Below are 25,072 nucleotides of genomic sequence, written 5' to 3' on the forward strand. Positions count from 1 at the left end.
AGCCATTGAAAATGCGATTTTCCAACCCCGTGAGGCATGTTAGGAGAATACGGGACAAATAAAGCAATCAGGAAGTTAGGAATAAAATTCGATCTCGTCCTTAAGGTAAGGCAGGTTATATACCTTACTACCGGGGTATAAGTAATTCTGGCCCGGAAAGTCTTATTTGGAAGATAGCCATGATCAGATTTCATAAAGGCGGGCATACCGGATGTTTTTGGTATCTTCCGTATACCTAAAACTCGGAGATCATGCGTACACTTAAAACCCTTTTACTGCCGGTTGCCCTACTTATTGTGCAGCTGCTGCCTGCCCAACGGGACTGGGACCAGGTTCAGATTACCCCGGAAAAAGTAACCGATAACCTGTACGTCCTTTTTGGAGCCGGCGGGAACATCGGCCTGGCGCTGGGGGAGGAATACGCCTACGTCATCGACGACCAGTTCGCCCAGCTGACCGACAAGATCCTTGCCGCCATCCGTGGCATCACCGATAAGCCAGTGCGCTTCGTGGTAAATACCCACTGGCACGGCGACCACGTGGGGGGCAATGAAAACCTGGCCGCCCAGGGGGCCATCCTGGTGGCCCATGAAAACGTGCGCAAGCGGATGAACTCCCGTACCGACCGGGGGGACCGGGGCGTTTCTGAACCGGCGCCTTACGGGGCTCTCTCCAAGATCACTTTCAGTGAGGAAATGACCATCCACCTGGGCCCTGACCGCAGCCTGCACCTGATGTATGTGGACCCTGCCCATACGGACGGGGACTCCTACAGCTACTTTCCACAGGAGAATGCTATACATATGGGGGATAACTTTGTGGACGGGTACCCGTTTATCGATATCAGCTCCGGGGGCGATATCGACGGGCTGATCAGGAACCTGAACATGGCCCTATTCATTGTGGATGACCAGACGAAAATCATCCCGGGTCACGGCCCGGTGATGGGGCGCACCGACCTGATTGCCTTCCGCGATATGCTATCGGCCATCCGGACACGCGTGAAACAGGCCCGCGACAGCGGGAAATCCCTAGAGGAGGTGCAGGCCATGGGGCTGACCAAAGAATGGGACGCTGCCAAAGGGCAGGGCTTCATCGGCCCGGCCCAGATTGTGCAGTTCGCCTTCGAGACCGCGGACTGAATTTATCCGCACCCGGTGTCAAACGTCACGGGACAGGTCATTTCCTAGGAGAACAGGAATCCCCAGCAGGCGCTACCTTATTTTTCCTGGGCAGCCAGCCACTCCATCACGGTCACGGGCCGGCCATCCACCAGCACCGGGCCCCCGTCCAGGTCGTGGCGGGCGATATTGGCATGGGAATAGATCCAGGACCAGTGGCCGCTGTAATGGAATCCCGGGCCTCCGTAAATCCCGGTTATATCCACCACATGGTCAAAATAGGAAAAGTGGACATTCCGTGCGCCGGCGGCAACCAGCCGGTTGTATACGGGCACCACGGTATCTTCCGGTTTGGTGACGGGGTCGTCTTTGGCGTGCATGAACCAGATGGGGACCTTGCGGATGCTGCTGATCTGGCTGTCGCTCAGATATTCCGAATGGTAGGCCAGCGCACTGATGTAAGCCCCCGCAAAATACCCCGGGTCTTTCAGCAATAATTTCAGGCTCATATACCCCCCATTGCTGCAACCCCCTACATAAACCCGGTCAGTGTCGATATCCGCGTGGTCGGCGACGTAATTTTTAATGAGCGCCAGCAGACCCTCGTTGTAGATGTCTTCCGCATCGCCCCGCGTATACCCGCCCCCTTCGCGGTTCATCCAGAAGGTAGGCGCCTGGGGCACCAGTACGTGGGCGCCCCCGAAAAGGACCTGTATGTCTTCCGAGGCATAATTGGCAGCGCGGTTGCCCAACAGGGCAATGGTCGGGTCTGTTCCGCCTTCACCGCCGCCGTGCAACCAGATAATCAGCGGTTTTTTCCCATTTCCGGATTCCGGGGTGTACGCCGCATAGGACATCTGTTTTCCGGGGGCATATTCGTATTTGCCGGTAAGGTCAAAGCGGTCAACCAGCGGCATGATCTTCCCGGACTGCCGGTTCCAGGTCCTCAGGCTGGGCCGGTGGGTCACCGAGACCTGATAATCCACCCAGAAATTCCCCCTCACCTTTTCGTTCTGGGCATAGTGGAAAGGGGAACCGAGCCCAAGGCGCGGGCCCACTTCAAGGACCAGGGTCAGGTGGGAGCCGTCTGGGGTGCGGTTGCCGGAAGCGTCCGAGAGGTAGGTGCTCAGCACGGTGCGTTTCCCGGATGCCAAGGCCTCGGGAATCTCCGCAAGGTCCGTGCTGCGGCTGGCGGAAACCGTAAATTCCCCTCCCGGGGGTTCGCTGAGGCTTTCACCCATATCCAGAACCACCTTGTTGACGGCCGGCCCCCAGTCAAAGCCTTCCACCACCAGGGAATAGGTCCCCGGGGTTGCGGATTGGGACCAGGCGTTGGTAAATGCAAGCAGCATTGCAAAAAGGCAGGTTAAGGTCGGAAGAAAATTGTAGCGTTTCATGGTGTGTTTGTTTAGTTTATTTAGCGTATTGAAGGGGTGGTCGCCGCCATCTGTATCCTGGCGGGTATCCCCGGGTCTGGTTAGCCTGCTCGGGCCCTTATAGGGGGTGGCGCACCTTCAGCTGTCGCAGACAGCTATGGCATTAGACCCCGCCTGACCCAAATGGTTTAATCGGACTGCCGCCGGTAAGGCCGGATAATCAGCCCGAGGGGCCGGTCGTAGCTGAGGTAATTAAAGGCCCAGTGGTACAGGGCGGAAAGCCGGTTCCTGAATCCCACCAGGGAAAAGATATGCACGCCCATCCAGACAAACCAGGCAAAGGATCCCTGGAATTTCCATCCGGGGAGGTCTGCAACCGCCCGACCACGCCCCACGGTGGCCATGGCCCCCCGATCCCTGTACCTGAAAGCCACCAGTTCCTGCCGCCGTAGCAACCGGCCCAGGTTACGCGCCAGGTGGCGTCCCTGTTGCTGCGCCACAGGTGCCAGCATGGGCAGGCCCCGGGGGTTTTCCACGGAGGTGCAGGCGGCCACATCGCCAATGGCAAATACATTGTCAAGGCCGCTGACCCGGTTCATCGCATCCACCAACAGCCGGTTTCCTTTCAGGACGCAGGATTCCGGGAGGCCCTCGAGGGGGGAGGCGGTCACCCCGGCCGTCCAGATTACGGTATCCGTGGGAAACCGGGTGCCGTCTTCCAGGAATACCTGATCGTCTTTGTAGGTTGCCACCCGGGAATTCAGCAGGACATTCACACCCAGGTCGCTGAGGTATTCAAGGGCTTTTGCAGAAGCCTGCTCGGACATCGCATTGAGGATCCGGTCCCCGCTCTGGTAGAGGTTGATGCTCATGCGGGAGGTGTCCAGGTCCGGGAAGTCCCTCGGGATCACGTGTATTTTCATTTCGGCCAGGGCACCGGCGAGTTCGATGCCGGCCGGGCCCCCGCCAACGATGGCCACGTTCATGATCTCTTCCAGGGGCTCCCCGCTGTAGTTGGCAATGGCCTTTTCGAGGTTCTGGTATACGTAGCTGCGGATGTTGAGGGCATCCGGGAGCGATTTCAGGGTCAGCATTTTCTCCTTGACGTCCTCAAAATTGAAATAGTTGGTGCGGCTGCCGGTGGCAATGACCAGGTAGTCGTACGGGACCGTACCGATGGAGGTGAACAGCCGGCTCCGTTCCCAGTCGACCAGCCGTACCTCGGCCATCCGGCAACTGACATTCCGGTACTTTCGGAAAATGCGCCGCACCGGGTAGGCGATACTGTCGGGTTCCAGGCCCCCGGTCGCCACCTGGTACATCAGCGGCTGGAAGTTGTGGTAGTTGTTCCGGTCGATCAGCAGGACATCCACCGGCAACCGCCGGAGGGCCTTGGCCAGTTCAATCCCGCCGAAGCCTGCCCCGACGATTACGATCCTCGTTCTTTCTGCCATGTGTTTGCCAATAGGTGCGCCTAATATACGATGCCGGTGCCGGGTACGAAACTGGCAGGGTTGCGTCCTGGCATCAGAAGCCCCGGCGAAGCCGGTCGCCCCTTTGTTAATTTTTGTTAAATCTTGCGCGATTGGGCGAAGGAATGGGTTCCCGGGCCCGGGAGTTTGACGCAAACTGATTAACTTATTGCAAAATTTTTATCCATGGCAGTTTATAACCTGAAAATCAACGGAACCCGCATGGAAGTAGATGTGGACCCTTCCACACCCCTATTGTGGGTCCTGCGTGATCACCTGAAACTGGTCGGCACCAAATACGGATGCGGGATTGCCCAGTGCGGCGCCTGCACGGTGCACCTGGGTGACACCGCAATGCGTTCCTGTTCCCTTCCGGTTTCCTCGGTGGGCAACCAGGAAGTCACCACCATCGAAGGGCTCTCCGAAAATGGGGACCACCCGGTGCAGAAAGCCTGGCTGGAGGTGGACGTCCCCCAATGCGGGTATTGCCAGGCCGGCCAGATCATGTCGGCTGCGGCATTGCTCAAAAGCAACCCAAGCCCGAGCGATGCGGATATCGAATCCGCGATGAATGGAAACATTTGCCGATGCGGCACCTATGTGCGCATCAAGAAAGCCATCAAGATGGCTGCCGAAGAACAGGCCTCCTGAGGGAATCATGCCCGAGTGGCCCCGTGGGATCTGCAACCGGTACCCGACCGGAAACCTTATTGATTTATTAAAGAAAACCAGAGAAAATGACACTTGTTAAAACTTCCATAGGACGGCGTTCGTTCATCAAATCATCGGCCCTTGCCGGTGGCGGCATGGTGCTTGGCTTCAGCTGGCTGGCCTCCTGCAAGGACCAGGCAGCCATGGAGGCCGCTTTGGCCATGCCCGATGAATGGTTCGAAATCAACGGGTTCCTCAAAATCGGGGACAACGGTCTGGTGACCATCATGTCGCCCAACCCGGAGATCGGACAGAACGTAAAAACGGCCATGCCCATGATCGTGGCCGATGAACTCGATACGGCCTGGAAGGACGTGATCGTAGAGCAGGCACCGCTGAATACCGACATCTTCACGCGCCAGCTCGCGGGGGGCAGCCAGTCCATCCGTCAGGGTTGGGAAGGCCTGCGCCTGGCGGGGGCCACCGCCCGGCAAATGCTCCGGGAAGCAGCCGCCCAGGCCTGGGGGGTTGCTGCTGCCGAGATCACTACCTCCGCAGGTATGCTGCACCATGAAGCTTCTGGCAAGTCCGCCGGTTATGGCGAGATGGCCTCTGCGGCCGCAGCCCTGGAGGTCCCGGAGGAAGTTGAAATGAAAGACCCGAAGGATTTTTCCATCATCGGCACGGATCAGAAAAATGTGGACGGTAAAAAAATCGTCACCGGCCAACCGTTGTTTGGCCTGGATGTCAATCGGGACGGGATGCTGATCGCCATGATCGTCCACCCGCCTGCCTTTGGCATGAAACTGAAATCCGCCGATACGGAATCCGTCAAATCCATGCCGGGCATCCGTGATGCGTTCCCCATCGTCGTATACCCGGAAGGTGCCGAAAGGCAATGGTCCGACGGGGGTGCCATCCCCGAGATGGTGGCCATTGTGGGCGAAAGCACCTGGCAGTGCATGCAGGCTAAAAAAGCCCTGCAGGCCGAATGGGAAGCAGACGGGGACCTGGAAAGTACGGCCTACCACGAGGAGGCACTCAATAAAATGCTCGATACCGCCCAGGATGCACCGGCCCGGAATGACGGCAATGTGGAGCAGGCCTTTGCCAGGGCCGCCAAGGTGGTGGAGAGCACCTACAGTGCCCCCTACCTGGCCCACAATACCATGGAGCCGATGAACTTCTTTGCCCATGTGACCCCGGAGAAGGCTGAATTGCTGGGGCCCATCCAGACCCCTGAATTCCTGGAGAATACCCTGGCCTCTGTCCTGCAGATGCCCAAGGAAAAGATCGATATCATGATGACCCGGATGGGCGGTGGCTTTGGCCGCCGGCTCTACGGGACCTTTGCGGTGGAAGCCGCCATGATTTCCCAGAAGATGCAGGCGCCTGTCAAGCTGGTATACACCCGGGAAGACGACATGTCCCAGGGGACCTATCGCCCGTCGTACAAGATCCGCTACAAGGCGGGCCTGGATGCGGATGGCAACCTGATCGCCTGGCATGTGCGGGGAGCCGGCACCAATGACGACCTGGTCTTCGAAAACCGATTCCCGGCCGGGGCGGTAGACAACTACCGGGCGGAGAAACACGCCCTGCCCACGGATGTTACTACCGGTGCCTGGCGCGCCCCCCGTTCCAACTTTATCGCGGGGGCCGAACAGGCGTTTATGGACGAGGTGGCCGAGGCAGCCGGGAAGGACCCGATCGAATTCAGGCTCGCCCTGTTTGACCGGGCCATCAGCTACCCTGTCGGGGACCCGGAAAAGAACGATTACGACCCCGAGCGGTATGCCGGGGTACTGAAACTGGTACGGGAAAAATCGAACTGGGAAGCCGGGCCACCCAGCGGGCAGTCGCGGGGCGTCGCCGCCTATTTCTGCCACAATTCCTACGTGGCCCAGGTCCTGGACCTGACCGTGGAGGCCAATGCCCCCAAAGTACATAAAGTCTACTGTGCGGTGGATTGCGGTATCGTGATCAACCCGCTGAGTGCAAAAAACCAGGTGGAGGGCGGTATCGTGGATGGTATCGGCCACGCTACCTACAGCGCGCTCACCTTCCGGGACGGACGTCCGGAGCAGACCAACTTTGACAAGTACCGCCTCATCCGGAATTCGGAAGCCCCGAAGTCCATTGAGACGTATTTTGTGGATAACGGCATCGACCCGACCGGGCTCGGGGAACCCTCCCTGCCGCCTGTGCAGGGGGCGCTGGCCAATGCACTTTACAGGGCTACCGGCAACCGGTATTACGAGCAGCCGTTCTTCGGCGAACGCCGAATAATCGGATAGGCCGCCGGACAATCAGTCCTTATAATAAGCCCTGGGGAATTACAAACTCCAGCGGTACCCCACATCCGAAAGCGGGATGCAGCCCTTATAGGCACCGGGAACGGGGTCGTAGCTCAATACATTTTTTCCTACCTCCTCGGAGGTCACATAGGCCCAGACCACCATGGACTTGAGGTTCCGGTAAAAGCTGACGGGTTCCTGTTCCCCGACGGAGGTTCCCCAGACGCCCGGGTTAAAACTTCCCCCCCGGGCCTCTTCTTCTTTCAGGAATGCCTCCCGGTCCGTTTCCCCAAGATCGGCAAAAGCCTCTCCGTAGCCGGCTATGCAAGCTTCGTCCAGGGAGGCGAGGTTTTCCCTCAGGTACTGTTGTGACTGCGCATCGTAGGTCCTGGCAAATACCTTATCCATGAACATATCGGCTTTTACGTCCAGCCCGCCCGGGGTATCCGTACGCGGGAGGAGGGTGTCCACCAGCGAACTGACGAGCAGGGCCTCTTCGGCCGTAAGGAATTCCGGGGTCCATTCGGGCCGGTTTTCCGACTGGCAGGCTTGCAGGAGGGAAAGTGCAGTTGGCAGGGCCAGGGTGGCACCGGCCAGTATGCCGGTCCGTTTCAGGGCGCTTCTTCGGTCCATAATCAGATATTGAATTTTGAAAGTTCGGAAACCGCGTGGTCTGCGGCGCGGGCAGTAAGTGCCATATAGGTCAGGGAGGGGTTCACGCAGGAAGAGGAGGTCATGCAGGCCCCGTCGGTGACAAAAACGTTTTTGGCCCCGTGTACCTGGTTGGTGCCGTTGAGCACGGAGGTCTTCGGGTCACGGCCCATCCTGGCCGTCCCCATTTCATGGATGCCATAGCCGGGTTCGTGTTCATTGTCGAAGCCCATGACATCTTCCAGGCCGGCTTTCTCCAGCATTTCCACGGCATCCTTGCGGATTTGCCGGTTCAGGGCCTTTTCGTTTTCCTTGAATTCACAGTCGATGGCCAGGGTGGGTTGTCCCCATTTGTCCGTGTTGGTTGTATCCAGGGTAACTTTGTTCTCGTGATAGGGGAGGCATTCTGCAAACCCGGTAATGAAGAACTCCCAGGGTCCGGGCCTGAGTACTTCCTCCTTGAATCCGGCCCCGATTTTCTGGCTGTTTGCCACGTTCCCGCCCCGGTAGCCACCTCCCTGGAATCCATACCCCCGCAGGAAATCCTTGGATTTGGAAGCCTCATCCACATTCACGTACCGCGGGATATAGATCCCATTGGGCCTGCGGCCGCTGTAGTATTTGTCCTCGAAGCCGGGTACGCGGGCGGTGGCCCCGATCCGGTAGGTGTGGTCCATCAGGTTATGGCCCAGTTCCCCGCTGTCGTTCCCCATCCCTTCCGGGAACCGGTTGGATTTGGAATTAAGGAGTATCTGGGTGGTGCTCAATGTAGACGCATTGCAAAAGACAATGCGGGAGTGGTAATCCATGGACTCCCCGGTCTCCGCATCGATGATCCGCACCCCGCTCGCCTGCCCTTTTGCCTCGTCATAAAGGATGGACTGCGCAATGGAGTAGGGGCGTATGGTGAGGTTCCCCGTGGCCTGGGCGGCCGGCAGGGTGACGGCATTGCTGCTGAAGTAGGCCCCGTACGGGCATCCCCGGCTGCACCGGTTCCGGTACTGGCACTGGCCCCTCCCGTTGAGGGGTTGGGTCAGGTGGGCAACGCGCCCAATGATCATATGGCGGCCGGGGAACTGGTCCTCAATCCGGCTTTTTACGTGTTTCTCCACGCAGTTCAGCTCCATCGGGGGCAGGAAATGGCTGTCCGGCAGCTGGGGCAGCCCGAGCGCCTCCCCGCTGATCCCTGCGAATTTTTCCACATGGGTATACCAGGGTTCTATGTCCCGGTACCGGATGGGCCAGTCCACCCCATACCCGTCCAGGGCATTGGCCTCAAAATCTAGGTCGCTCCAGCGGTAGGTCTGTTTTCCCCACAGCAGGGACCGTCCCCCCATCTGGTGCCCGCGGATCCACAAAAAAGGTTTTACTTCCGTATAGGGGTTCTCCTGGTCATTTGCAAAGAAATGCTCCACGGACTTGCCGATAAAGCCGGATCGGATACCTTTGTAGTGTTTTTGTTTTTCCTCGGGGGTGAGGGCTTCCCTGAGTTCCATGTCCCAGGGGTCATAATTCATGGTAGGGTAGTCGGCCACGTGTTCCACGATGGGCCCCCGTTCCAGCACGAGGGTCTTCAGGCCTTTCTCGCAAAGTTCTTTGGCGGCCCAGCCCCCGCTGATCCCCGAACCGATCACGATGGCATCGTAGGTCATCTCTTTCCGGGCATCGATATTGTAATTTGCCATTTCAGTAAATCTTGTTGCCAACTAAGATAGCAAAATAAGGCTTCTGCCTTTTCGGCATTTTGCGGGCAGGGGGATCCGGCCGGTGGAAAGGACATTCCCCGGCAGGAAGGCATATCCCGGTAGTTCCTGTAAGCAGGCCCGGGATCCGGGTATTTTCAGCGGAAGCGGTTGGCCTCCGGGAAGGTATACAGGAAGCCCAGGTTGACGGTCGCCCAGGGCGTACCCTCCGTTTCGATTCCGGTGTAGCTGAGGTTGATCTCCGTCTGGGCTCCCATGAGGTAGCCGATAACGGGCTTGTAGTAGAGGCCCCCGTCGTTGCCGTCGTTGAGCCCGAGTGCATACCCGAGGTCTCCCCCAAAGGAAAACGAGTTGGAAAGCCAGATGCGCACACTTGCCGCCAGGGGCAGGAATTGGACATTGGGCAGGTCCACCCCGCCATTGTCGAATTTTTCCGGGAAACCGTTTATAAAGCCGGTCATGGCACCGAGGTCCACGACCTCCCCGAGGGCGGCCAGGTAACCGGCATCCAGGCCCACCGAAAGGCTGACCACGTCGTTGACCTCAGAAGTTACCGGGAGCGAGCCGTGTGCCCCGATTTTAAACCCCTGTTGGGCGTGCACCCCGCAGGCAAAAAGCAGCCCGGCAAAAAAGAGTAATTGGCGTTGCATGAAGGTAAATTTATTTACTCAAACGCGACAGCCCCGGTTTTATGCCCTCGGGCACCCCCTTTTGTTGTGAAACCCCTGTATGCCGTTGTAATCCCAGAGTGACAGGCCCCGGTGGTCACCGCCGGGTCCCCGGATCCAGGTTGGTTATGATGCGGCGGATGCCTGTATCATGCTTTCTGCAATTTGGGGTAATCCGTGTACCCCTTGGCCCCGGGAGTATAGAAGGTATCGAAATCCGGGTCGTTGAGCGGTTCCCCGTGCTTCATCCGTGCAACCAGGTCGGGGTTTGCGATAAACGGACGGCCAAAGGCAACCAGGTTGCCGAACCCTGCCGACAGGTGGCGCTCTGCCTTTTCGGCATCATAGCCACCGGACAATATCAGTGTGCCGGTGAACCGGTCGCGGATGCTCCTGCGAATTTCATCGGGCAGGGGAGCCGCGCCCATGGCTTCGTGGTTGACCAGATGCAGGTAGGTCAGCCCCAGGGTATCCATGTTCCAGGCCAGTACGTCAAACTGCTCGTGTTGCCCGTCAAAGCCGGACAAGTCATTGAATACGCCGTTCGGGGACAACCGGATACCGGTCCGGTCCCCGCCGATGGCCGAACATACGGCTTCCGCAACCTCCAGGGCAAACCGGTTCCGGTTGGCAGGGGACCCCCCATAGGCATCCGTCCGCTGGTTGGAACCGGGGTTCAGGAATTGTTCGATCAGGTAGCCGTTGGCGGCATGCAGTTCCACCCCGTCAAACCCGGCTTCAACGGCCCATTCGGAGGCCTGCACATATTCGGCGATGGTATTGCGGATATCCTCCCCGGTCATGGCAGACGGAGTGGGCAGGGGTTGTTCGCCTTTGCCGTCTACATACATTTTGGTGGTCTGGGCGACAATGGCAGACGGAGCGAGTACCCGGGATCCTTCGGGCATGTTGCCGGGATGGCTGATGCGCCCCGTGTGCATGAGTTGCAGGAAGATCTTGGCACCATTTTTATGGACGGCCTCCGGGATGGGCTTCCAGGCCTCCATTTGTTCCGGCGTGTAGATGCCGGGTATCCTCGGGTAGCCCGCGCCGTTGGGGGAGGGTGCGGTCCCCTCCGTGATGATCAGGCCAGCGCCCGAACGCTGCCCGTAGTACTCGGCCATGAGCGGGGTCGGGATATGGTCCGCAGTGGCCCGGCTCCGAGTCATGGGAGCCATTACCACGCGATTTTTAAGATTCATCCGATCATAGGGTTCAAATAGTATTTTTGACATGGATAGTTGTTTTTAGGGCCCGGGGGGGCAGGCCTGCAGGCCCTGCCCCCCCGACGAATTTGTAAATAGTTAAAGTGGGCCGCATCCGGGCCGTATGGGCCTTCAGCCCGGGAGCGCATACCGGCAGATCGCGCTTTCCGATTTGCCGGGTTTCCGGCTCACAGCCCTAGCGGCGGTTTAATCCTTCAGGTAAAACTGCAGTTCGGCGAGTTTTTCGGGGCGTTCAAAGCAGCCGCCGTAAAAGGAGGTGACGGTAGCGGAACAGTCGTCGCGGATCCCCCGGGAGGCGACGCACAGATGTTTGGCGTCCAGGATGACTGCCACGTCTTCCGTGCCCAGGATATTTTGCAGTTCGGCTCCGATCTGGCAGGTCATCCGTTCCTGTACCTGCGGGCGGCGGGCGTAGTACTGGACAATCCGGTTCAGTTTGGACAGGCCGATTACCTGACCGCTTGATACATAGGCCACATGGGCCTTACCGAATATAGGCACGAAATGATGCTCGCAATTGGAGTAGAACTGGATGTTTTTCTCGACCAGCATCTGCCCGTACTGATACTTGTTGTCGAAGAGCGATATACTGGGTTTGTTCCTGGGGTCAAGTCCCGAAAAGCTTTCCTCCACAAACATTTTTGCCACCCGCGCCGGTGTATCCCGCAGGGAGTCGTCGTCGAGGTCCAGGCCCAGGGTTTCCATGATCCTTTCAAAATAAAAGGCGATCTGCGCCTTTTTTTCCGTATCGCTCAATTCAAAGGCGTCTTCCCGCATCGGGGTCTGCATGCCCTCCGGCAATGCCTGTGATTCGCGGTTTTTGCTGATACTTCCGTTAAGGGGCTTGATTTTGCCATTAAGGGGCTTGGGAAGCGTTGTGGTCACTTTACTCATAGCTATATTTTTGGGGAACCTTTAGCGATTGGATTCCAGGGATTCAATTTGTTTCATTACCTCTTCGGCTGCAGCGTACTTTGCATCTCCCTGGGATCGGTTGGTCTGGGATAGGGCATGGGCTTCGGCCATCAGTTTTTTGTATTTGTCCTCGAGTTTCTGCCGAGGTGAACGGGATTTGAACATTCCAAACATCACATCAATATTTAGGGGGAAATTACCCATAATGTCTAACAAATAGTGTTAAACAATAAACAAAATTTTGAAAATCGTGGTTGGTCCGGCAGGAAAAGGCCGGATCAGGGCCTTCCATGTGTATGGCCAAACCCGCTCCCCAAAAGGACCGGGTTTATTGATGCTATTGGAATTGACCGGGGCGCAGCCCTTTTTTGTAGACGTCCCCGAAACCGGAGTTGTTAGGCTGGTAGGTATTGGCATAGGTAACATCCGCCTCTTCCGGGATGGGTTTGCCCAGTGCCCAGTACATGCCATTTAGTGCCAGCCGCCGCATATTGGGGTTCCTGAAGTCATAGGGGTGGCCCAGGGTGGTAAAGAATACCCGGGCGGCCTGACCGGATGCCCCCGTGTACGTTTTGGTCCAGGCAACCGGGTTGACCAGGGGGAATCGGTCCAGGCGGCCTTCCATTTCGTGCTTCGACCGGAGGGAGCGTCCCATTAGCAAGGGGTTGGAATCCCCGGCGAGTTTCCAGTCACCCCCGTCCACGTGGTAGAGCCAGGAATACGCCTGGAAGTCGTCCACGCCCCTGAGGATGGGGTGTTCTGTACCATCGGGCCGGTAGACGGCTGTGAGGGGCCCTTCCCCATCCTCAAAATGCCCGTGGTGCGTAATCCACTGCTGCCCGAAAACCCGGGTCGGCCATTCGTTGTTCATCACTGCGAGTTCCGTGGAGTCCGGGTACAGGAAGGCGTGGGTGGCCGTGCGGAAACCGACCATGGGCTTGCCCGATTCGGCATACCGGGTGATATGCTCCAGTTCGGATGGCGGGAGTGCCCGGAAGCGCGTAAACAGCACCATCAGGTCCGCACTGTCCAGGGCCTCCAGGCCCTCGATATGGTCCAGCCGGTTCGGGTCGATGACCCCGGCCGAATCTACCGAAAAGCAGAGGCTGATACGGGCCCCGAGTTCCCGCTCCAGGATTCCGGCCATCATGGGCATGGACTCTTCCGAGCGGTATTCCTCGTCCCCGATTACGAACACGATATGGGGCGGATCGGCACTTTCAGTTCCGGGGCTGTTTTCCCGGGGGGATTCCCCGCAGCCGGACCACAAGGCGAAAACAATCAGCAGGAGGGTCCATCGGGTCAGGTTTTGCATGGTGCTTACTTTAGTTCGCTGGTTTGGTAAAATCCTTTTTTATCCTTTTCGGCCTCCCGGACCTTGGCTACTTTTTCCGGGTGGACCGGGTCGGCGCGGTTTCCGAAGCTGTTCCGCACATAGGTGAGCACTGCGGCTATTTCCTCGTCCGTGAGGAGCCCTTCAAAAGCCGTCATCGGCACCTTCCCGTCGTAGGCGACGGCATTCACCATCAGGGGTCCCTGCAGGCCTTTGAGGGTCACCTTGATCAGCCGTTCCCCGGAGCCGGTGACCCAGGAGCTGCTGGCCAGGGGCGGGAAGCCGGAGGCCGGCAGGCCCTGTCCGTCTTCCTGGTGGCAGGTGGCACAATACCCCTCCCTGAAATAGATTTCCCGCCCTTTCACGTACAGCGTGCTGTCGCGGGCATCCAGGTGTTCAGGGACGGGGAGGGTTTCCTCCACATCCCCCTGTTTCTTTCCGCTGATCCGTTCGCTGACGGCCAGGAAGGCATCCCGGTTCCAGCTGTCGATTCCGGATGCGCCCAGGATACCCAGCAGTTCCCGGGCCGGTTCTGCCTCCAGCCAGGAAGCCGCAGCCAGGGTTTCCATCCGCACCCGGCCATTCGGGTCCCGGGCGGTTTGCGCAAAAACCTCCCTGAAATTGGGTACCCTGTTCAGGTTATAACGCACTGCACGTACCCCGGCAGCCCGTACACGTGGGTCGTCCGATACGAGTATTTCCCGCAACAGGCCCGTATCCAGGCGGTTGATGCCCCAACTGGCCCAGAGCGCCTCCAGCCGGTGGTGTTCGTACCCGGGGTCCCCCGGGTCCAGGTCCTGTGCCCATCGGGCGAGCGCGGCCGATACGGCTTCCGGCTCTTTACCCCGGAGGATCCGGCGCGCCCGGTACCGCACCCGGTATTCCGGGCTCCGAAGCGCCTCGAGCAATTCTTCCAACGAGGCACCTGCCAGTGGGGGAGGGTCCAGCAAGGGCCGGCCTGTATGGGTAATCCGGTAGATCCGGCCATGGCTGTGGTCCCGGTAAGGATCCCGGGCATTGTGCTGCATATGCCCGATGAGGATGTTGTGCCAGTCTACCACATAGAGGCTGCCATCCGGGGCAAACTCCAGGTCAACAGGCCGGAAGTTCGGGTCGCTGCTCCGCAGGAGGTCCTGGCGGAATTCCAGGGAAAAACCGGTGCCGGCTTCCCGGACGGCATGCTGCTTGATCCCGAGGAACCCGATATCGTTGCACAGGAGGATATCCCCCTGCACGGAATCCGGGAAATGCCGGCTGGAGACAAATTCCAGCCCCGAGGTGGGCCGTACCTTGTGGGGGTCGGGGACCAGGTCAGCCGGCAACGGGTTGGAGATACCGTACTGGGGAGCCAGGGTACCGGGCAGCATCCACCGGAGGGCAGGCCCGGAGGTATCCAGGAAAAAGGGTTGGCCCCAGGCGTCAAAAGCGATCCCCCAGGGGTTCGGAATGGGGAGCTGTGCGGTGCGTTCCAGGTGCCGGCGGGCCGGGTTGAACCGGTAAAAGCCCCCATTGGTGCCCCGGACCGGCCCATAGGGGGTTTCCACATTCGTATGCAGGAAAGTGCCTTCTCCCATATAGATGGCCCCGCTGGGATCGGTGGTGAAGGCACTGATGGCGTGGTGGGTGTCGTGGTCGTCAAAACCGCTGAAGACGATTTCCTCCGTATCGGCACGGTCATCCCCGTCCGTGTCCCGGAACAATTTGAGGTGCGTCCCCTGGGAGATATAGACGCCTTCCGGGCTCAGTTCAAAGCCCACGGGCAGATGGAGTCCGTCTACCCAGGTTTTCACTGTATCTGCTCGACCATCGCCGTCGGTATCCTCCAGGATCAATAATTTGTCATTTGGTTTGGAATCCCCGGGCTTGTAATGCGGGTAGGAAGGCATGGTCGCCACCCAAAGCCGGCCGGAATCGTCAAAGGACAATTGTACCGGGTTGGCCAGCTCCGGGAATTCCGCTTCCGAGGCAAAAAGGGATATTTCATACCCGGGGGCCATCGTAAAGGTGCGCAGCGCCTCCTCCCCATAGAGGTACGTTCCGCCCCCGTGGCCGTAGGCATCCGGTTTGTAGTTGCTCGTTACCGGTGGCAGGGGACGTGTCCGCGAATCGGACGCGGCCACGTCGAAAACCCTTCCGGATGCCGCTTCCCAGATGGCGGTATCCCGTACCGCCGTCATCTGCCGGATCTTTTCGAGTTCGTAGGGGTAGTTGTCCGGCCCAAACGGGTCGTAGCGACGCCCGTAGACATGAACCCCGTTGGGGATCTTGAAATCGTTGTGCCAGAACCAGTTCTTTTCCCTTACGGCAGCCAGTAGCGGGCCATCCCCGGGAAGTTCACCCGTAACCCCGAAGACCTTTTCGGCCAGGAAGGCAGCCAGTTTCCGGTACCCGGCATCGTTGAGCTGCAAACCATCAATGGTGAGGTTGTCCGCCCCGGCAAACCACTGCAGCGAAGGGTGGAAAACATCCACGAAGGGGATGTCCTTTTCAGCGGCGACTGCCGCCATCATTTCCGTGTAAGCCTCCAGCTTTCGATTGGTGGTGCCCACTTCGGGCAGGTCCGGCCCGCCGTTGTGTTCCTCCAGGGCAGTAGGGGAGATCAATACGAGCCGGGGGGAGGCCCCGCCGTGATACTTCCGGTTGAGGGTATGGGTGACAAAGCGGCTGAGCTCTTCCCGGGTGACCTCCTGGTAGCCGTCCGGGCGGAACACCTCGTTAAAGCCGAAAAATGCGAGGATGATATCCGCCTCCAGCCGGCTGAGCCATTCGTCCGGGCTTTCAAAATGCCCCTCACTGCCGGAAGGGGGGTAGAGTTCGCTCAGCAATTCGGAGGCCCCGGGGAAGGCCCAGGGTTCCATGCGTCCTGAATGGGGGCGGAATCCGGGGGTGTTGCCGCCGTCCCCCATGTTGCGTATCCTCAGCAGGCTGTCGGGATAGGCCGCCTGCAGGGCAGTTTCGAAATATCCGAATTGCATCATCCGGGAGGGGAGGTTGTTGCCCAGCAGGACCAGGGTATCCTGTCTGCGGACGGTCACCAGGGGTTCGGGACGAGAGCAGCTCCAAAAGAGCACGGCGGCCAGCAACCAGGCCAGGCCGGGTCCGGGTAGGTGTAAAACGCGTTGTTTCATCATCCGAAAGGGTCAGCTTGAAATCCTCTTAAAACTACTGCATTTAGCCCTTGTCGCCAAACTCCGCCGCCACTTCGGGTTTGGTTTCGGTAATATGGTTGAGGATCAGCCGGGCATGTTCCCGCGAATTTTCGATAAACCACTTGTGGGTTTCCATACCGCCGCAGATCACCCCGGCCAGGTAGAGCCCCGGCACGTTGGTCTCCATGGTTTCCGGATTGTACCGGGGCAGGCGTTTTCCGTCGTCCGAGAGTTCGATGCCCGCCTGCAGCAGGAAATCGAAATTGGGCCGGTAACCGGTCAGGGCCAGGACGAAGTCGTTCGGGACCACCTGGTTCCCCTCGGGGGTCCGTATTTCGATTTCCTTTTCCCCGATGCGGGTGAGTTCGCTGTTGTAGTAGGCCTTGATGCTGCCTTCCTCGATCCGGTTGACGATGTCCGGGCGAACCCAGTATTTGACACGCTGTCCGATTTCCGGCCCCCGGATGATCATGCTGACCTCTGCGCCCTTCCGCCAGCATTCCAGGGCGGCGTCCACAGCAGAATTGCTCGCACCGACGACCGCCAGCTTCTGGCTGGCATAAAAATGCGGGTCCTTGTAATAGTGGGATACCTTGGGCAGGTCTTCCCCGGGGACATGCAGCAGGTTGGGCAAATCGTAAAACCCGGTGGCGATCACCACATGCGCTGCCCGGTAAGCCCCCTTGTCGGTTTGCACGCTGAAGCCGTCGGGGTCCCGTTCGATGCCCAGGACCTTCTCGAACAGGCGGATGTTCAGTTTGTTCGACGTGACGATACGGCGGTAATACTCCAGGGCTTCGTTCCTCTTGGGTTTGGCTTCCTTGCTGATAAAGGGGATCTCGTCGATCTCCAGGCGTTCGGAGGAGGAAAAGAACTGCATGTTGACGGGGTAGTTGAATAGGGAGTTCACAATCGGCCCCTTTTCGATGATGACATAGGAAATGCCCCGTTTCTTTGCTTCCAGGCCGCAGGCAATGCCGATGGGCCCGCCACCGATGATGATTAAATCCATAGCGCTTTGTTTTTCCCCGGGGGGTACTGCAAAATTAGCCAATAATACCCGAACCCCCGAAAACGGTACCCGGGGGGCGGGCTAACCGGCCACCAAACCGGCAAGGCGGGCGATCGTCTCCTTGGGGTCCTGGGAGCGGAAGACGGTACTGCCCGCGACCAGGACGTTTGCACCGGCATCGACCAGGGCCCGGGCATTCTCCAGGGTGACGCCCCCGTCCACTTCGATGAGTGCAGGGCTGTTCCGTTGCGCTATTAAATCTGCCAGGCCGCGTATTTTCCGGTAGGTGTTCTCGATAAAAGTCTGCCCGCCAAAACCCGGGTTCACGCTCATCACCAGCACCAGGTCAATATCCGGGAGTACTTCCTCGAGCAGGTCCGCCCGGGTATGTGGGTTCAGGGCCACCCCGGCCTTCATTCCGGCATTGTGTATGCGCTGCAGGGTCCGGTGCAGGTGGGTACAGGCCTCATAATGAACAGTCAGGGTTGCGGCCCCCAGGGCGGCAAAGGTGTCGATATACCGGTCCGGGTCCACGATCATCAGGTGGACGTCCAGCGGTTTGGTGGCATGGTCCTTTATGGCCTTGATAACAGGCATCCCGTAGGAAATGTTGGGGACGAATAGCCCGTCCATCACATCGATATGGTGCCAGCCGGCCTGGCTCTGGTTGACGGTTTCAACGTCCCGCTGCAGGTTACCGAAATCGGCTGCAAGGAGGGAAGGGGCAATAATCGGGTGTTTCATGCCATTGGTTCTTAAGGCTCAAAAATACATTATTTCCGCAGCACGGTAACTACCGGCCGGGGGTTCAGCTGTTTTCCAACATCCGGGCAAGCGCTTCAAGGTCCAGCGGGCGGGTGTACATTTCCAGGGAACCCCCGCGGGTTAGTGGCCATTCCTCCATGGGGCGGTCCCAGTAGAGTTCCACGCCGTTTCCGTCGGGGTCGTCCAGATAAAGGGCCTGGGATACCCCGTGGTCGGCAGCTCCCGTCAGCGGGTACCCGGCATCCCGGAGCCGGACAAGCACGCGCGCCAGATCGCCTTGTTTCGGGTAACGGATAGCGGTGTGGAATAGGCCCGGAGCATTTTTCGGGGCAGGCGGCCCGTCCTTGCTGTACCAGGTGTTCAGGCCAATGTGGTGGTGGTAATCCCCGGCTGCCAGGAAGGCAGCCTGGGTGCCGTAACGCTGCGTTTCCCGGAAACCCAGGAGGTCCCGGTAAAAGGAGAGGGCCCTTTCGAGGTCCGAGACCTTCAGGTGGACATGGCCGATGGAAGTCCCTTCGGGCAGGCGGTATGAGGGTCGGGCGGGGTCTTCCTCTTTCATGGATCAAAGGTTGGGCGGGTTGCAGAAACTTGCCGGAATATCTGAATGCAACCGGAAGATTTAAATGCGAAAAATCAACCGGATCTCCCACGGAACGGGCCGTCGGGGTGACCCTAAATGAAAAAACTCCGGTAATCAGCCGGAGTTTATTCATCAATCAAAAAACGAACAGTCATGATAAACTGCTGTTATGGCTTACAAATTACAAACTTTATACCAAATTTCCAATTTATAAATACTTTAACGTGCAATTGGCAGACTCCCTTACCCGAGGTACGTTTTGAGTATCTTGGATCGGGAGGTATGTTTCAGGCGGCGGATGGCCTTTTCCTTGATTTGACGCACGCGTTCGCGGGTCAGGTCGAAGGTTTCGCCGATTTCTTCCAGGGTCATCGAATGCTGTCCGGCAAGGCCGAAATACAGGCGGATGACGTCTGCTTCCCTGGGGGTCAGGGTTTCCAGGGCGCGCTCAATCTCGGTGCGCAGGGATTCGTGCAACAATTCCTTGTCCGGGTTCGGTGACTCCCCGCTGCGCAATACGTCGTACAGGTTGGAATCCTCCCCGTCGATCAGGGGGGCATCCATGGATACGTGGCGCCCGGAGTTCTTCAGGGACTGCTTCACATCTTCCACGGTCATGTCCAGTTCCTTGGCGATTTCCTCGGCCGAAGGCACCCGTTCATGGGCCTGCTCCAGGAAGGCGAAGGTTTTGTTGATCTTATTGATGGAGCCGATTTTGTTCAACGGAAGCCGCACAATCCGGGATTGCTCGGCCAGGGCCTGCAGGATGGATTGGCGGATCCACCATACCGCGTAGGAAATGAATTTAAAACCCCGCGTCTCGTCGAAGCGCTGGGCAGCCTTGATCAGCCCCAGGTTTCCCTCGTTGATCAGGTCGGGGAGGGTAAGGCCCTGGTTCTGGTATTGTTTGGCCACCGAGACGACAAAGCGGAGGTTGGCCTTGGTGAGTTTTTCCAAAGCTGCCTGGTCCCCCGCTTTGATGCGCTGGGCCAGTTCTACTTCCTCGTCGGCGGTGATCAGGTCCACCTTCCCGATTTCCTGGAGGTATTTGTCCAGGGATGCCGTTTCCCGGTTGGTAACCTGCTTGGTAATCTTTAATTGTCTCATGTATCGATCCTTATCCTTTAAATAATGCCTACTGCATTTAGTTATACGTACAAATTGTGTAAATGTTACACCGGCGTGATGAAATTTTAAAATTTTGGTTAAACCGCATAAAAAAACCCCTGTTGCCAGGGGTTATACGTAATATATGTCCGTTTGGATCAGTCGCGGCGCCGATTGCCACCCCGACGGTCTCCCCCGCGGCGGTCTCCGCCCCCGCGACGGTCGCCTCCACGGCCGCCATCACGTCCGCCTTCGCGGCGCGGTGGCCGTTCCGTCCAGCCTTCCGGCTTGGGCAGCAGGGCACGGCGCGATACGCGTTCCTTGCGGGTGCGCGGGTCGATGCCCATGTACTTGACGTCGAAGACATCGCCCATGCTGAGGACGTCCTCCACATTTTCGGTACGCTCCCACGCCAGTTCGGATACGTGCAGCAGGATCTCGTTGCCGGGGGCAGCGGTGTATTCCACCACGGCGCCGAAGTCCAGCATCTTGATCACTTTCACCTCGTAGATGCTTCCCTCTTCCGGGGCAAACATGATGGAGTCGATCTTGGCCAGTACCTGGTCGATACCGCCCTGGTCGGTGCCCAGGATTTCCACGATCCCTTCCCCGGTAACCGGGTCTTCGTTGATCACGATGGTGGTACCGGTGGTCTTCTGAAGTTCCTGGATGACTTCACCGCCCTTGCCGATAACCGCCCCGATGTACTCGTTCGGGATAACGCGGGTTACCATTTTAGGAGCGTGGGGTTTGACGTCCTCAGCAGGTGCCGCAATGGTCTCTGTCAGCTTTTCGAGGATGTGCAAACGCCCTTCGCGGGCCTGTTTCAGGGCCTTGATCAGGATTTCGTATGCCAGTCCCTTGATCTTGATATCCATCTGGCAGGCGGTGATGCCGTCGGCCGTGCCGGTTACCTTGAAGTCCATGTCCCCCAGGTGGTCTTCATCTCCGAGGATGTCGGAGAGGACCGCATATTTGCCGGTTTTGGCATCGGAGATCAGCCCCATGGCGATACCCGATACCGGTTTGCGCAGTTTGACACCGGCATCCATCAGGGCCATGGTACCGGCACAAACCGTTGCCATGGAAGAGGAGCCGTTGCTTTCCAGTACTTCCGAAACGACCCGGACGGTGTACGGGCAGTCTTCGGGGACCTGGCGGGAGAGTGCCCGCTGGGCGAGGTTCCCGTGGCCGATTTCCCGGCGGGAGGTTCCCCGGATGGGGCGGGCCTCCCCGGTGGAGAACGGCGGGAAGTTGTAGTGGAGGTAAAAGCGTTCCTCCCCTTCATAAGAAGGCATATCAATGATATTTGCCTCCCGGGACGTCCCCAGGGTAACCGTGGCCAGGGCCTGGGTTTCCCCCCGGGTGAAGATGGCGGAGCCGTGGGTGGAAGGCAGGTAGTCCACCTCACACCAGATCGGCCGGATTTCGTCCGTCTTCCGCGCATCCAGGCGGATGCCCTCGTCCAGGGTCAGGTTCCGGACGGCTTCCTTCTCTACCTTGTAGTAGTATTTTTTGATCAGGTCGCCCATTTCTTCCTGCTCCTCCTCGCTGAAACTTGCGAGGACTTCCTCCTTCAGCTCGCTGAAGGCTGCGCTGCGCTCCTGCTTGGCCGATCCGGCCTTTGCAATGGCATACGCCTTGTCGTAGGCCAGGTCGTGGACTTTCTTCTCGACCGCTTCGTTCTCTTCCTCCACATCGTACTCACGGACTTCCTTCCGCCCTGCCTTATCGGCCAGGCGGTTCTGGGCCGCGATCTGGATTTTGACCGCTTCGTGGGCGAATTTGATCGCTTCGGTCATATCTTCTTCGGAAATTTCATCCATTTCCCCCTCGACCATCATTACCGAGTCTTCGGAAGCCCCGATGATCATGTCGATGTCGGAATCCTCCAGTTGGGTGCGGGTTGGGTTGATGATGAATTCCCCGTCAACCCGTCCGACGCGCACCTCGGAAATCGGGCACTCAAAGGGGAAATCGGAAAGCTGGATGGCCGCTGATGCAGCCAGTCCGGCCATGGCATCCGGCATCACATCCTCGTCGTGGGACATCAGCTGGATCATCACCTGGGTCTCACAGTGGTAATTCTTGGGAAAAAGCGGGCGCAGGACGCGGTCAACCAGTCGCATGACCAGGATCTCCCCCGTACTCGGGCGCGCTTCCCGTTTGAAGAACCCTCCCGGATACCTTCCGGAAGCGTGGAATTTTTCGCGGTAATCTACCGTAAGGGGCAGAAAATCCACATCGCTGGGCTTGTAGTTGGATACTACCGTACAGAGCAGCATACAGTTACCGGATTTTACCACAACGGACCCGTGGGCCTGCTTGGCGAGTTTTCCGGTTTCGATAGAGATCTCCCTACCGTCGCCGAGGTCTATCACCTCTTGAAAAGCTTTTGGAATCATAAAATGGAATTAGTCTCCCGTGCTACGGGGAGTTTGTTAAACAATGGTCTGTTGTGTTGTGTTGTGCAGGTCGACCAATGAAAAACCGGAAGTGAGCTTTTTATGTTGCCTTAACGGGTAAGGACTTTAAAGTGGCGGCCGGGCCGCCAAAAACAAAACAGGGGAGCCCGACGGGCTCCCCTGAAATTTTACTTATTTACGGATATTCAATTCCTTGATCAGGCTGCGATACTTTTCGATATCCTTTTTCTTCAGATAGTCCAGCAGGCTGCGGCGCTTGCCCACCAGGCGAACAAGCGAACGCTCGGTGTTGTAGTCCTTCTGGTTATTCTTCAGGTGCCCGGTCAGGTGGTTGATCCGTTCGGTGAACAGGGCAATCTGGCCCTCCGTAGAGCCCGTGTTGCTGTCCGACCCGCCGAATTTCTTAAAAATTTCGGCCTTTTTCTCCTTGGTTAAATACATGCCAATATTGTTGTAAATGATTTTTATGTATCCGATTGATTTTCAATCAGGGGGCAAAGATAGCAATTATTTCAGGATATCCCTTCAACGGGTGGGCTGAATTTTTACGTCCGTTTAAACCTTGGGCAACCGGTGGCCCCCCGAAGCCTACTCGGCTTCTTCCTCCACGCGAACCGGGAGGTTCAAAACCAGGTCCAGGTAGAGGTTGATCTTTTTCTTCAGGTCGCGGCGGTGGACAATGAAATCCAGGAAGCCATGCTCCTTGACGAACTCGGCTGTCTGGAACCCTTCCGGCAGTTCCTTCCCGGTGGCCTCTTTGACCACCCTCGGCCCGGCAAAACCTATCAGGGCCCCTGGTTCGGCAATGTTGATGTCCCCGAGCATCGCATAGGAAGCTGTGGTCCCCCCGGTGGTGGGGTCCGTGCAAAGGGAAATATACGGCAGGCCGGCCTCGGCCAGCTGGGCCAGCTTGGCACTGGTCTTGGCCAGCTGCATCAGGGATAGGGCCGCCTCCATCATCCGGGCACCCCCGGACTTGGAGATCATGACGAAGGGCGCCTTCTTTTCAATGGCCTTGTCGATGGCCCGGGCTATTTTTTCACCCACCACGCTGCCCATGGAACCGCCGATAAAGCTGAAATCCATGCAGGCGATGACCAGTTCGCGCCCCATGGAATTGCCATAGGCTGTGCGTACGGCATCCTTCAGGCCGGTCTTTTTTTCGGCCTCTTTCAGGCGGTCGACGTATTTTTTGGTGTCCTCGAATTTCAGGGGGTCCCTGGAGGACAGGTCGGCGTCGAATTCGGTAAATTTATTGTCGTCAAACAGGATCTGGAAATACTCCTTGCTCCCGATTCGCACGTGGTAGTCATCCTCCGGGCTGACGTAGAAATTCTTGGCCAGTTCCTCGGATTCCACGATTTTCCCGGTGGGCGATTTATACCAAAGGCCCCTGGGCGTGTCTTTCTTTTCTTCGGTAGCGGTTTGTATACCTTTTTCTTTTCTCTTGAACCAGGAAGACATAAATATGAGATTTCGATTAATAAGAAGGGGCGCCGCCTAGAGCGTCCCCACGTTATTCAGATCCTCGAACGCCTTTTTGAGGCGGGCCACAAAGGTCTTTTCGCCTTCCCGCAGCCAGACGCGGGGATCGTAGTATTTCTTGTTCGGCGAATCCGGACCCTCCGGGTTGCCGATCTGGGCCTGGAGATAGGCCTCTTTATCCTTCATGTAGTCCCGGACCCCGGCTGTGAAGGCATACTGGAGGTCGGTATCGATATTCATCTTGATTACCCCGTAGCCGATGGCTTCCCGGATTTCCTCCAGGGTGGACCCGGAGCCCCCGTGGAATACAAAGTCGATGTGGTTGGCTCCCACCTTGTACTTGTCGCTGATATACTCCTGGGAGTTTTTCAGGATCTTGGGGGTGAGTTTCACATTTCCCGGTTTGTATACCCCGTGAACGTTCCCGAAGGCAGCTGCAATGGTAAAGCGGTGGCTCACCTTGGAGAGTTCCTCGTAGGCATAGGCCACTTCCTCGGGCTGGGTGTACAGCTTGGAATCGTCCACATCCGTATTGTCGACACCGTCTTCTTCCCCACCGGTGATCCCGAGCTCAATTTCCAGGGTCATGTTCATCTTGCTCATCCGGGCCAGATATTCCTTGCAGATCTCGATATTCTCCTCCAAGGGTTCTTCCGACAGGTCAATCATATGGGAACTGAACAGGGATTTCCCCGTGGCGTTGAAATGGGCTTCGCTGGCGTCCAACAGGCCGTCGATCCAGGGAAGGAGTTTCTTGGCGCAGTGGTCCGTGTGCAGGATCACCGTGGCACCGTAGGCAGCTGCAAGTTCGTGCACGTGTTTGGCACCTGCAATGGCCCCTTTGATGGCAGCACGCTGGCCTTCGTTGGACAGCCCTTTCCCGGCATTGAATTGGGCCCCTCCGTTGGAGAATTGGAGGATGACGGGTGATTTCAGTTGGGCGGCAGTTTCCAGGACGGCGTTGATGGTGTCGGAGCCGATAACGTTGACTGCGGGTAAGGCAAAGGCGTTGGCCTTGGCGTACTTGAATATTTCCTGTACTTCTTCCCCAGTGGCGACCCCCGGCTTGATGTTATGAGGCATGTGCTGCGTATTTTAGGTTGCTAGATTGTTGCGACAAAAGTAATAATAATAC

Annotated in this window: 21 protein-coding genes; 3 read left to right on the top strand and 18 right to left on the bottom strand. The window is 58.0% G+C overall.

The genetic code is table 11. The features are described 5' to 3' along the window. Positions 1-251 precede the first annotated feature (251 nt). Complete coding sequence (locus H7F20_RS06590) at positions 252-1,142, top strand: MBL fold metallo-hydrolase (RefSeq protein WP_185785315.1); 891 nt, start codon at positions 252-254, stop codon at positions 1,140-1,142. A gap of 77 nt (positions 1,143-1,219) precedes the next feature. Here the strand turns inward: H7F20_RS06590 and H7F20_RS06595 are convergent, their stop codons facing one another. Both H7F20_RS06595 and H7F20_RS06600 read right to left on the bottom strand, forming a co-directional pair. Further along, complete coding sequence (locus H7F20_RS06595; protein ID WP_185785316.1) at positions 1,220-2,518, bottom strand: prolyl oligopeptidase family serine peptidase; 1,299 nt, start codon at positions 2,516-2,518, stop codon at positions 1,220-1,222. 167 nt (positions 2,519-2,685) lie between these two features. Further along, the gene (locus tag H7F20_RS06600; RefSeq protein WP_185785317.1) at positions 2,686-3,951 is read right to left on the bottom strand and encodes an NAD(P)/FAD-dependent oxidoreductase; all 1,266 of its coding nucleotides are present in this window, start codon (positions 3,949-3,951) and stop codon (positions 2,686-2,688) included. A gap of 204 nt (positions 3,952-4,155) precedes the next feature. On the opposite strand from H7F20_RS06600, the gene H7F20_RS06605 reads away from it, so the two are divergent. Then, positions 4,156-4,620: a (2Fe-2S)-binding protein gene (locus tag H7F20_RS06605; RefSeq protein WP_185785318.1), complete on the top strand. Its 465-nt coding sequence runs from the start codon at positions 4,156-4,158 to the stop codon at positions 4,618-4,620. A gap of 86 nt (positions 4,621-4,706) precedes the next feature. Then, on the top strand, positions 4,707-6,917 hold the full coding sequence (locus tag H7F20_RS06610) for a molybdopterin cofactor-binding domain-containing protein (RefSeq protein WP_185785319.1): 2,211 nt from the start codon (positions 4,707-4,709) through the stop codon (positions 6,915-6,917). Positions 6,918-6,956: 39 nt separating this feature from the next. Here the strand turns inward: H7F20_RS06610 and H7F20_RS06615 are convergent, their stop codons facing one another. The 16 genes from H7F20_RS06615 to fbaA all read right to left on the bottom strand — a co-directional run bounded on the left by H7F20_RS06615 (position 6,957) and on the right by fbaA (position 25,020). Then, complete coding sequence (locus tag H7F20_RS06615) at positions 6,957-7,550, bottom strand: gluconate 2-dehydrogenase subunit 3 family protein (protein WP_185785320.1); 594 nt, start codon at positions 7,548-7,550, stop codon at positions 6,957-6,959. A gap of 2 nt (positions 7,551-7,552) precedes the next feature. Beyond that, a complete protein-coding gene (locus tag H7F20_RS06620) occupies positions 7,553-9,253 on the bottom strand; it encodes a GMC oxidoreductase (protein WP_185785321.1) in 1,701 nt (566 codons plus the stop codon). 155 nt (positions 9,254-9,408) lie between these two features. After that, positions 9,409-9,921, bottom strand: coding sequence for a hypothetical protein (locus H7F20_RS06625; protein WP_185785322.1), 513 nt, complete (start codon positions 9,919-9,921; stop codon positions 9,409-9,411). Positions 9,922-10,088: 167 nt separating this feature from the next. Further along, positions 10,089-11,174: an alkene reductase gene (locus tag H7F20_RS06630; protein WP_185785323.1), complete on the bottom strand. Its 1,086-nt coding sequence runs from the start codon at positions 11,172-11,174 to the stop codon at positions 10,089-10,091. A gap of 177 nt (positions 11,175-11,351) precedes the next feature. Beyond that, positions 11,352-12,059: a GTP cyclohydrolase I FolE gene (folE, locus tag H7F20_RS06635; RefSeq protein WP_185785324.1), complete on the bottom strand. Its 708-nt coding sequence runs from the start codon at positions 12,057-12,059 to the stop codon at positions 11,352-11,354. Positions 12,060-12,080: 21 nt separating this feature from the next. Then, positions 12,081-12,254, bottom strand: a complete 174-nt coding sequence (locus tag H7F20_RS06640; protein WP_185785325.1) for a Lacal_2735 family protein — start codon at positions 12,252-12,254, stop codon at positions 12,081-12,083. Positions 12,255-12,417: 163 nt separating this feature from the next. Continuing rightward, on the bottom strand, positions 12,418-13,395 hold the full coding sequence (locus H7F20_RS06645) for a ThuA domain-containing protein (RefSeq protein WP_185785326.1): 978 nt from the start codon (positions 13,393-13,395) through the stop codon (positions 12,418-12,420). 5 nt (positions 13,396-13,400) lie between these two features. Then, positions 13,401-16,544, bottom strand: coding sequence for a PVC-type heme-binding CxxCH protein (locus tag H7F20_RS06650; protein ID WP_221898691.1), 3,144 nt, complete (start codon positions 16,542-16,544; stop codon positions 13,401-13,403). A 40-nt stretch (positions 16,545-16,584) separates the two neighbouring features. Next, the gene (locus H7F20_RS06655; RefSeq protein ID WP_185785327.1) at positions 16,585-17,574 is read right to left on the bottom strand and encodes a YpdA family putative bacillithiol disulfide reductase; all 990 of its coding nucleotides are present in this window, start codon (positions 17,572-17,574) and stop codon (positions 16,585-16,587) included. Between the two features lie 81 nt (positions 17,575-17,655). Further along, positions 17,656-18,318 (bottom strand): ribulose-phosphate 3-epimerase, encoded by a 663-nt coding sequence (gene rpe, locus H7F20_RS06660; protein ID WP_185785328.1) that lies wholly within the window; start codon positions 18,316-18,318, stop codon positions 17,656-17,658. Between the two features lie 64 nt (positions 18,319-18,382). Further along, positions 18,383-18,898, bottom strand: coding sequence for a VOC family protein (locus H7F20_RS06665; protein WP_185785329.1), 516 nt, complete (start codon positions 18,896-18,898; stop codon positions 18,383-18,385). A 264-nt stretch (positions 18,899-19,162) separates the two neighbouring features. Continuing rightward, positions 19,163-20,026 carry an RNA polymerase sigma factor RpoD/SigA gene (locus tag H7F20_RS06670; protein WP_015755741.1) on the bottom strand — a complete coding sequence of 288 codons (864 nt, stop codon included), beginning with the start codon at positions 20,024-20,026 and terminating at the stop codon, positions 19,163-19,165. 158 nt (positions 20,027-20,184) lie between these two features. After that, entirely contained in the window at positions 20,185-22,431 is a 2,247-nt protein-coding gene (locus H7F20_RS06675) for a polyribonucleotide nucleotidyltransferase (RefSeq protein WP_185785330.1), read from the bottom strand. 192 nt (positions 22,432-22,623) lie between these two features. Continuing rightward, a complete protein-coding gene (gene rpsO / locus H7F20_RS06680; RefSeq protein ID WP_185785331.1) occupies positions 22,624-22,893 on the bottom strand; it encodes a 30S ribosomal protein S15 in 270 nt (89 codons plus the stop codon). Between the two features lie 147 nt (positions 22,894-23,040). Beyond that, on the bottom strand, positions 23,041-23,916 hold the full coding sequence (accD, locus tag H7F20_RS06685) for an acetyl-CoA carboxylase, carboxyltransferase subunit beta (protein WP_185785332.1): 876 nt from the start codon (positions 23,914-23,916) through the stop codon (positions 23,041-23,043). Between the two features lie 36 nt (positions 23,917-23,952). Next, the gene (gene fbaA / locus H7F20_RS06690) at positions 23,953-25,020 is read right to left on the bottom strand and encodes a class II fructose-bisphosphate aldolase (protein ID WP_185785333.1); all 1,068 of its coding nucleotides are present in this window, start codon (positions 25,018-25,020) and stop codon (positions 23,953-23,955) included. Between the last annotated feature and the right edge of the window lie 52 nt (positions 25,021-25,072).

Source organism: Robiginitalea sp. SC105, from assembly GCF_014243345.1.
GTDB lineage: Bacteria > Bacteroidota > Bacteroidia > Flavobacteriales > Flavobacteriaceae > Robiginitalea.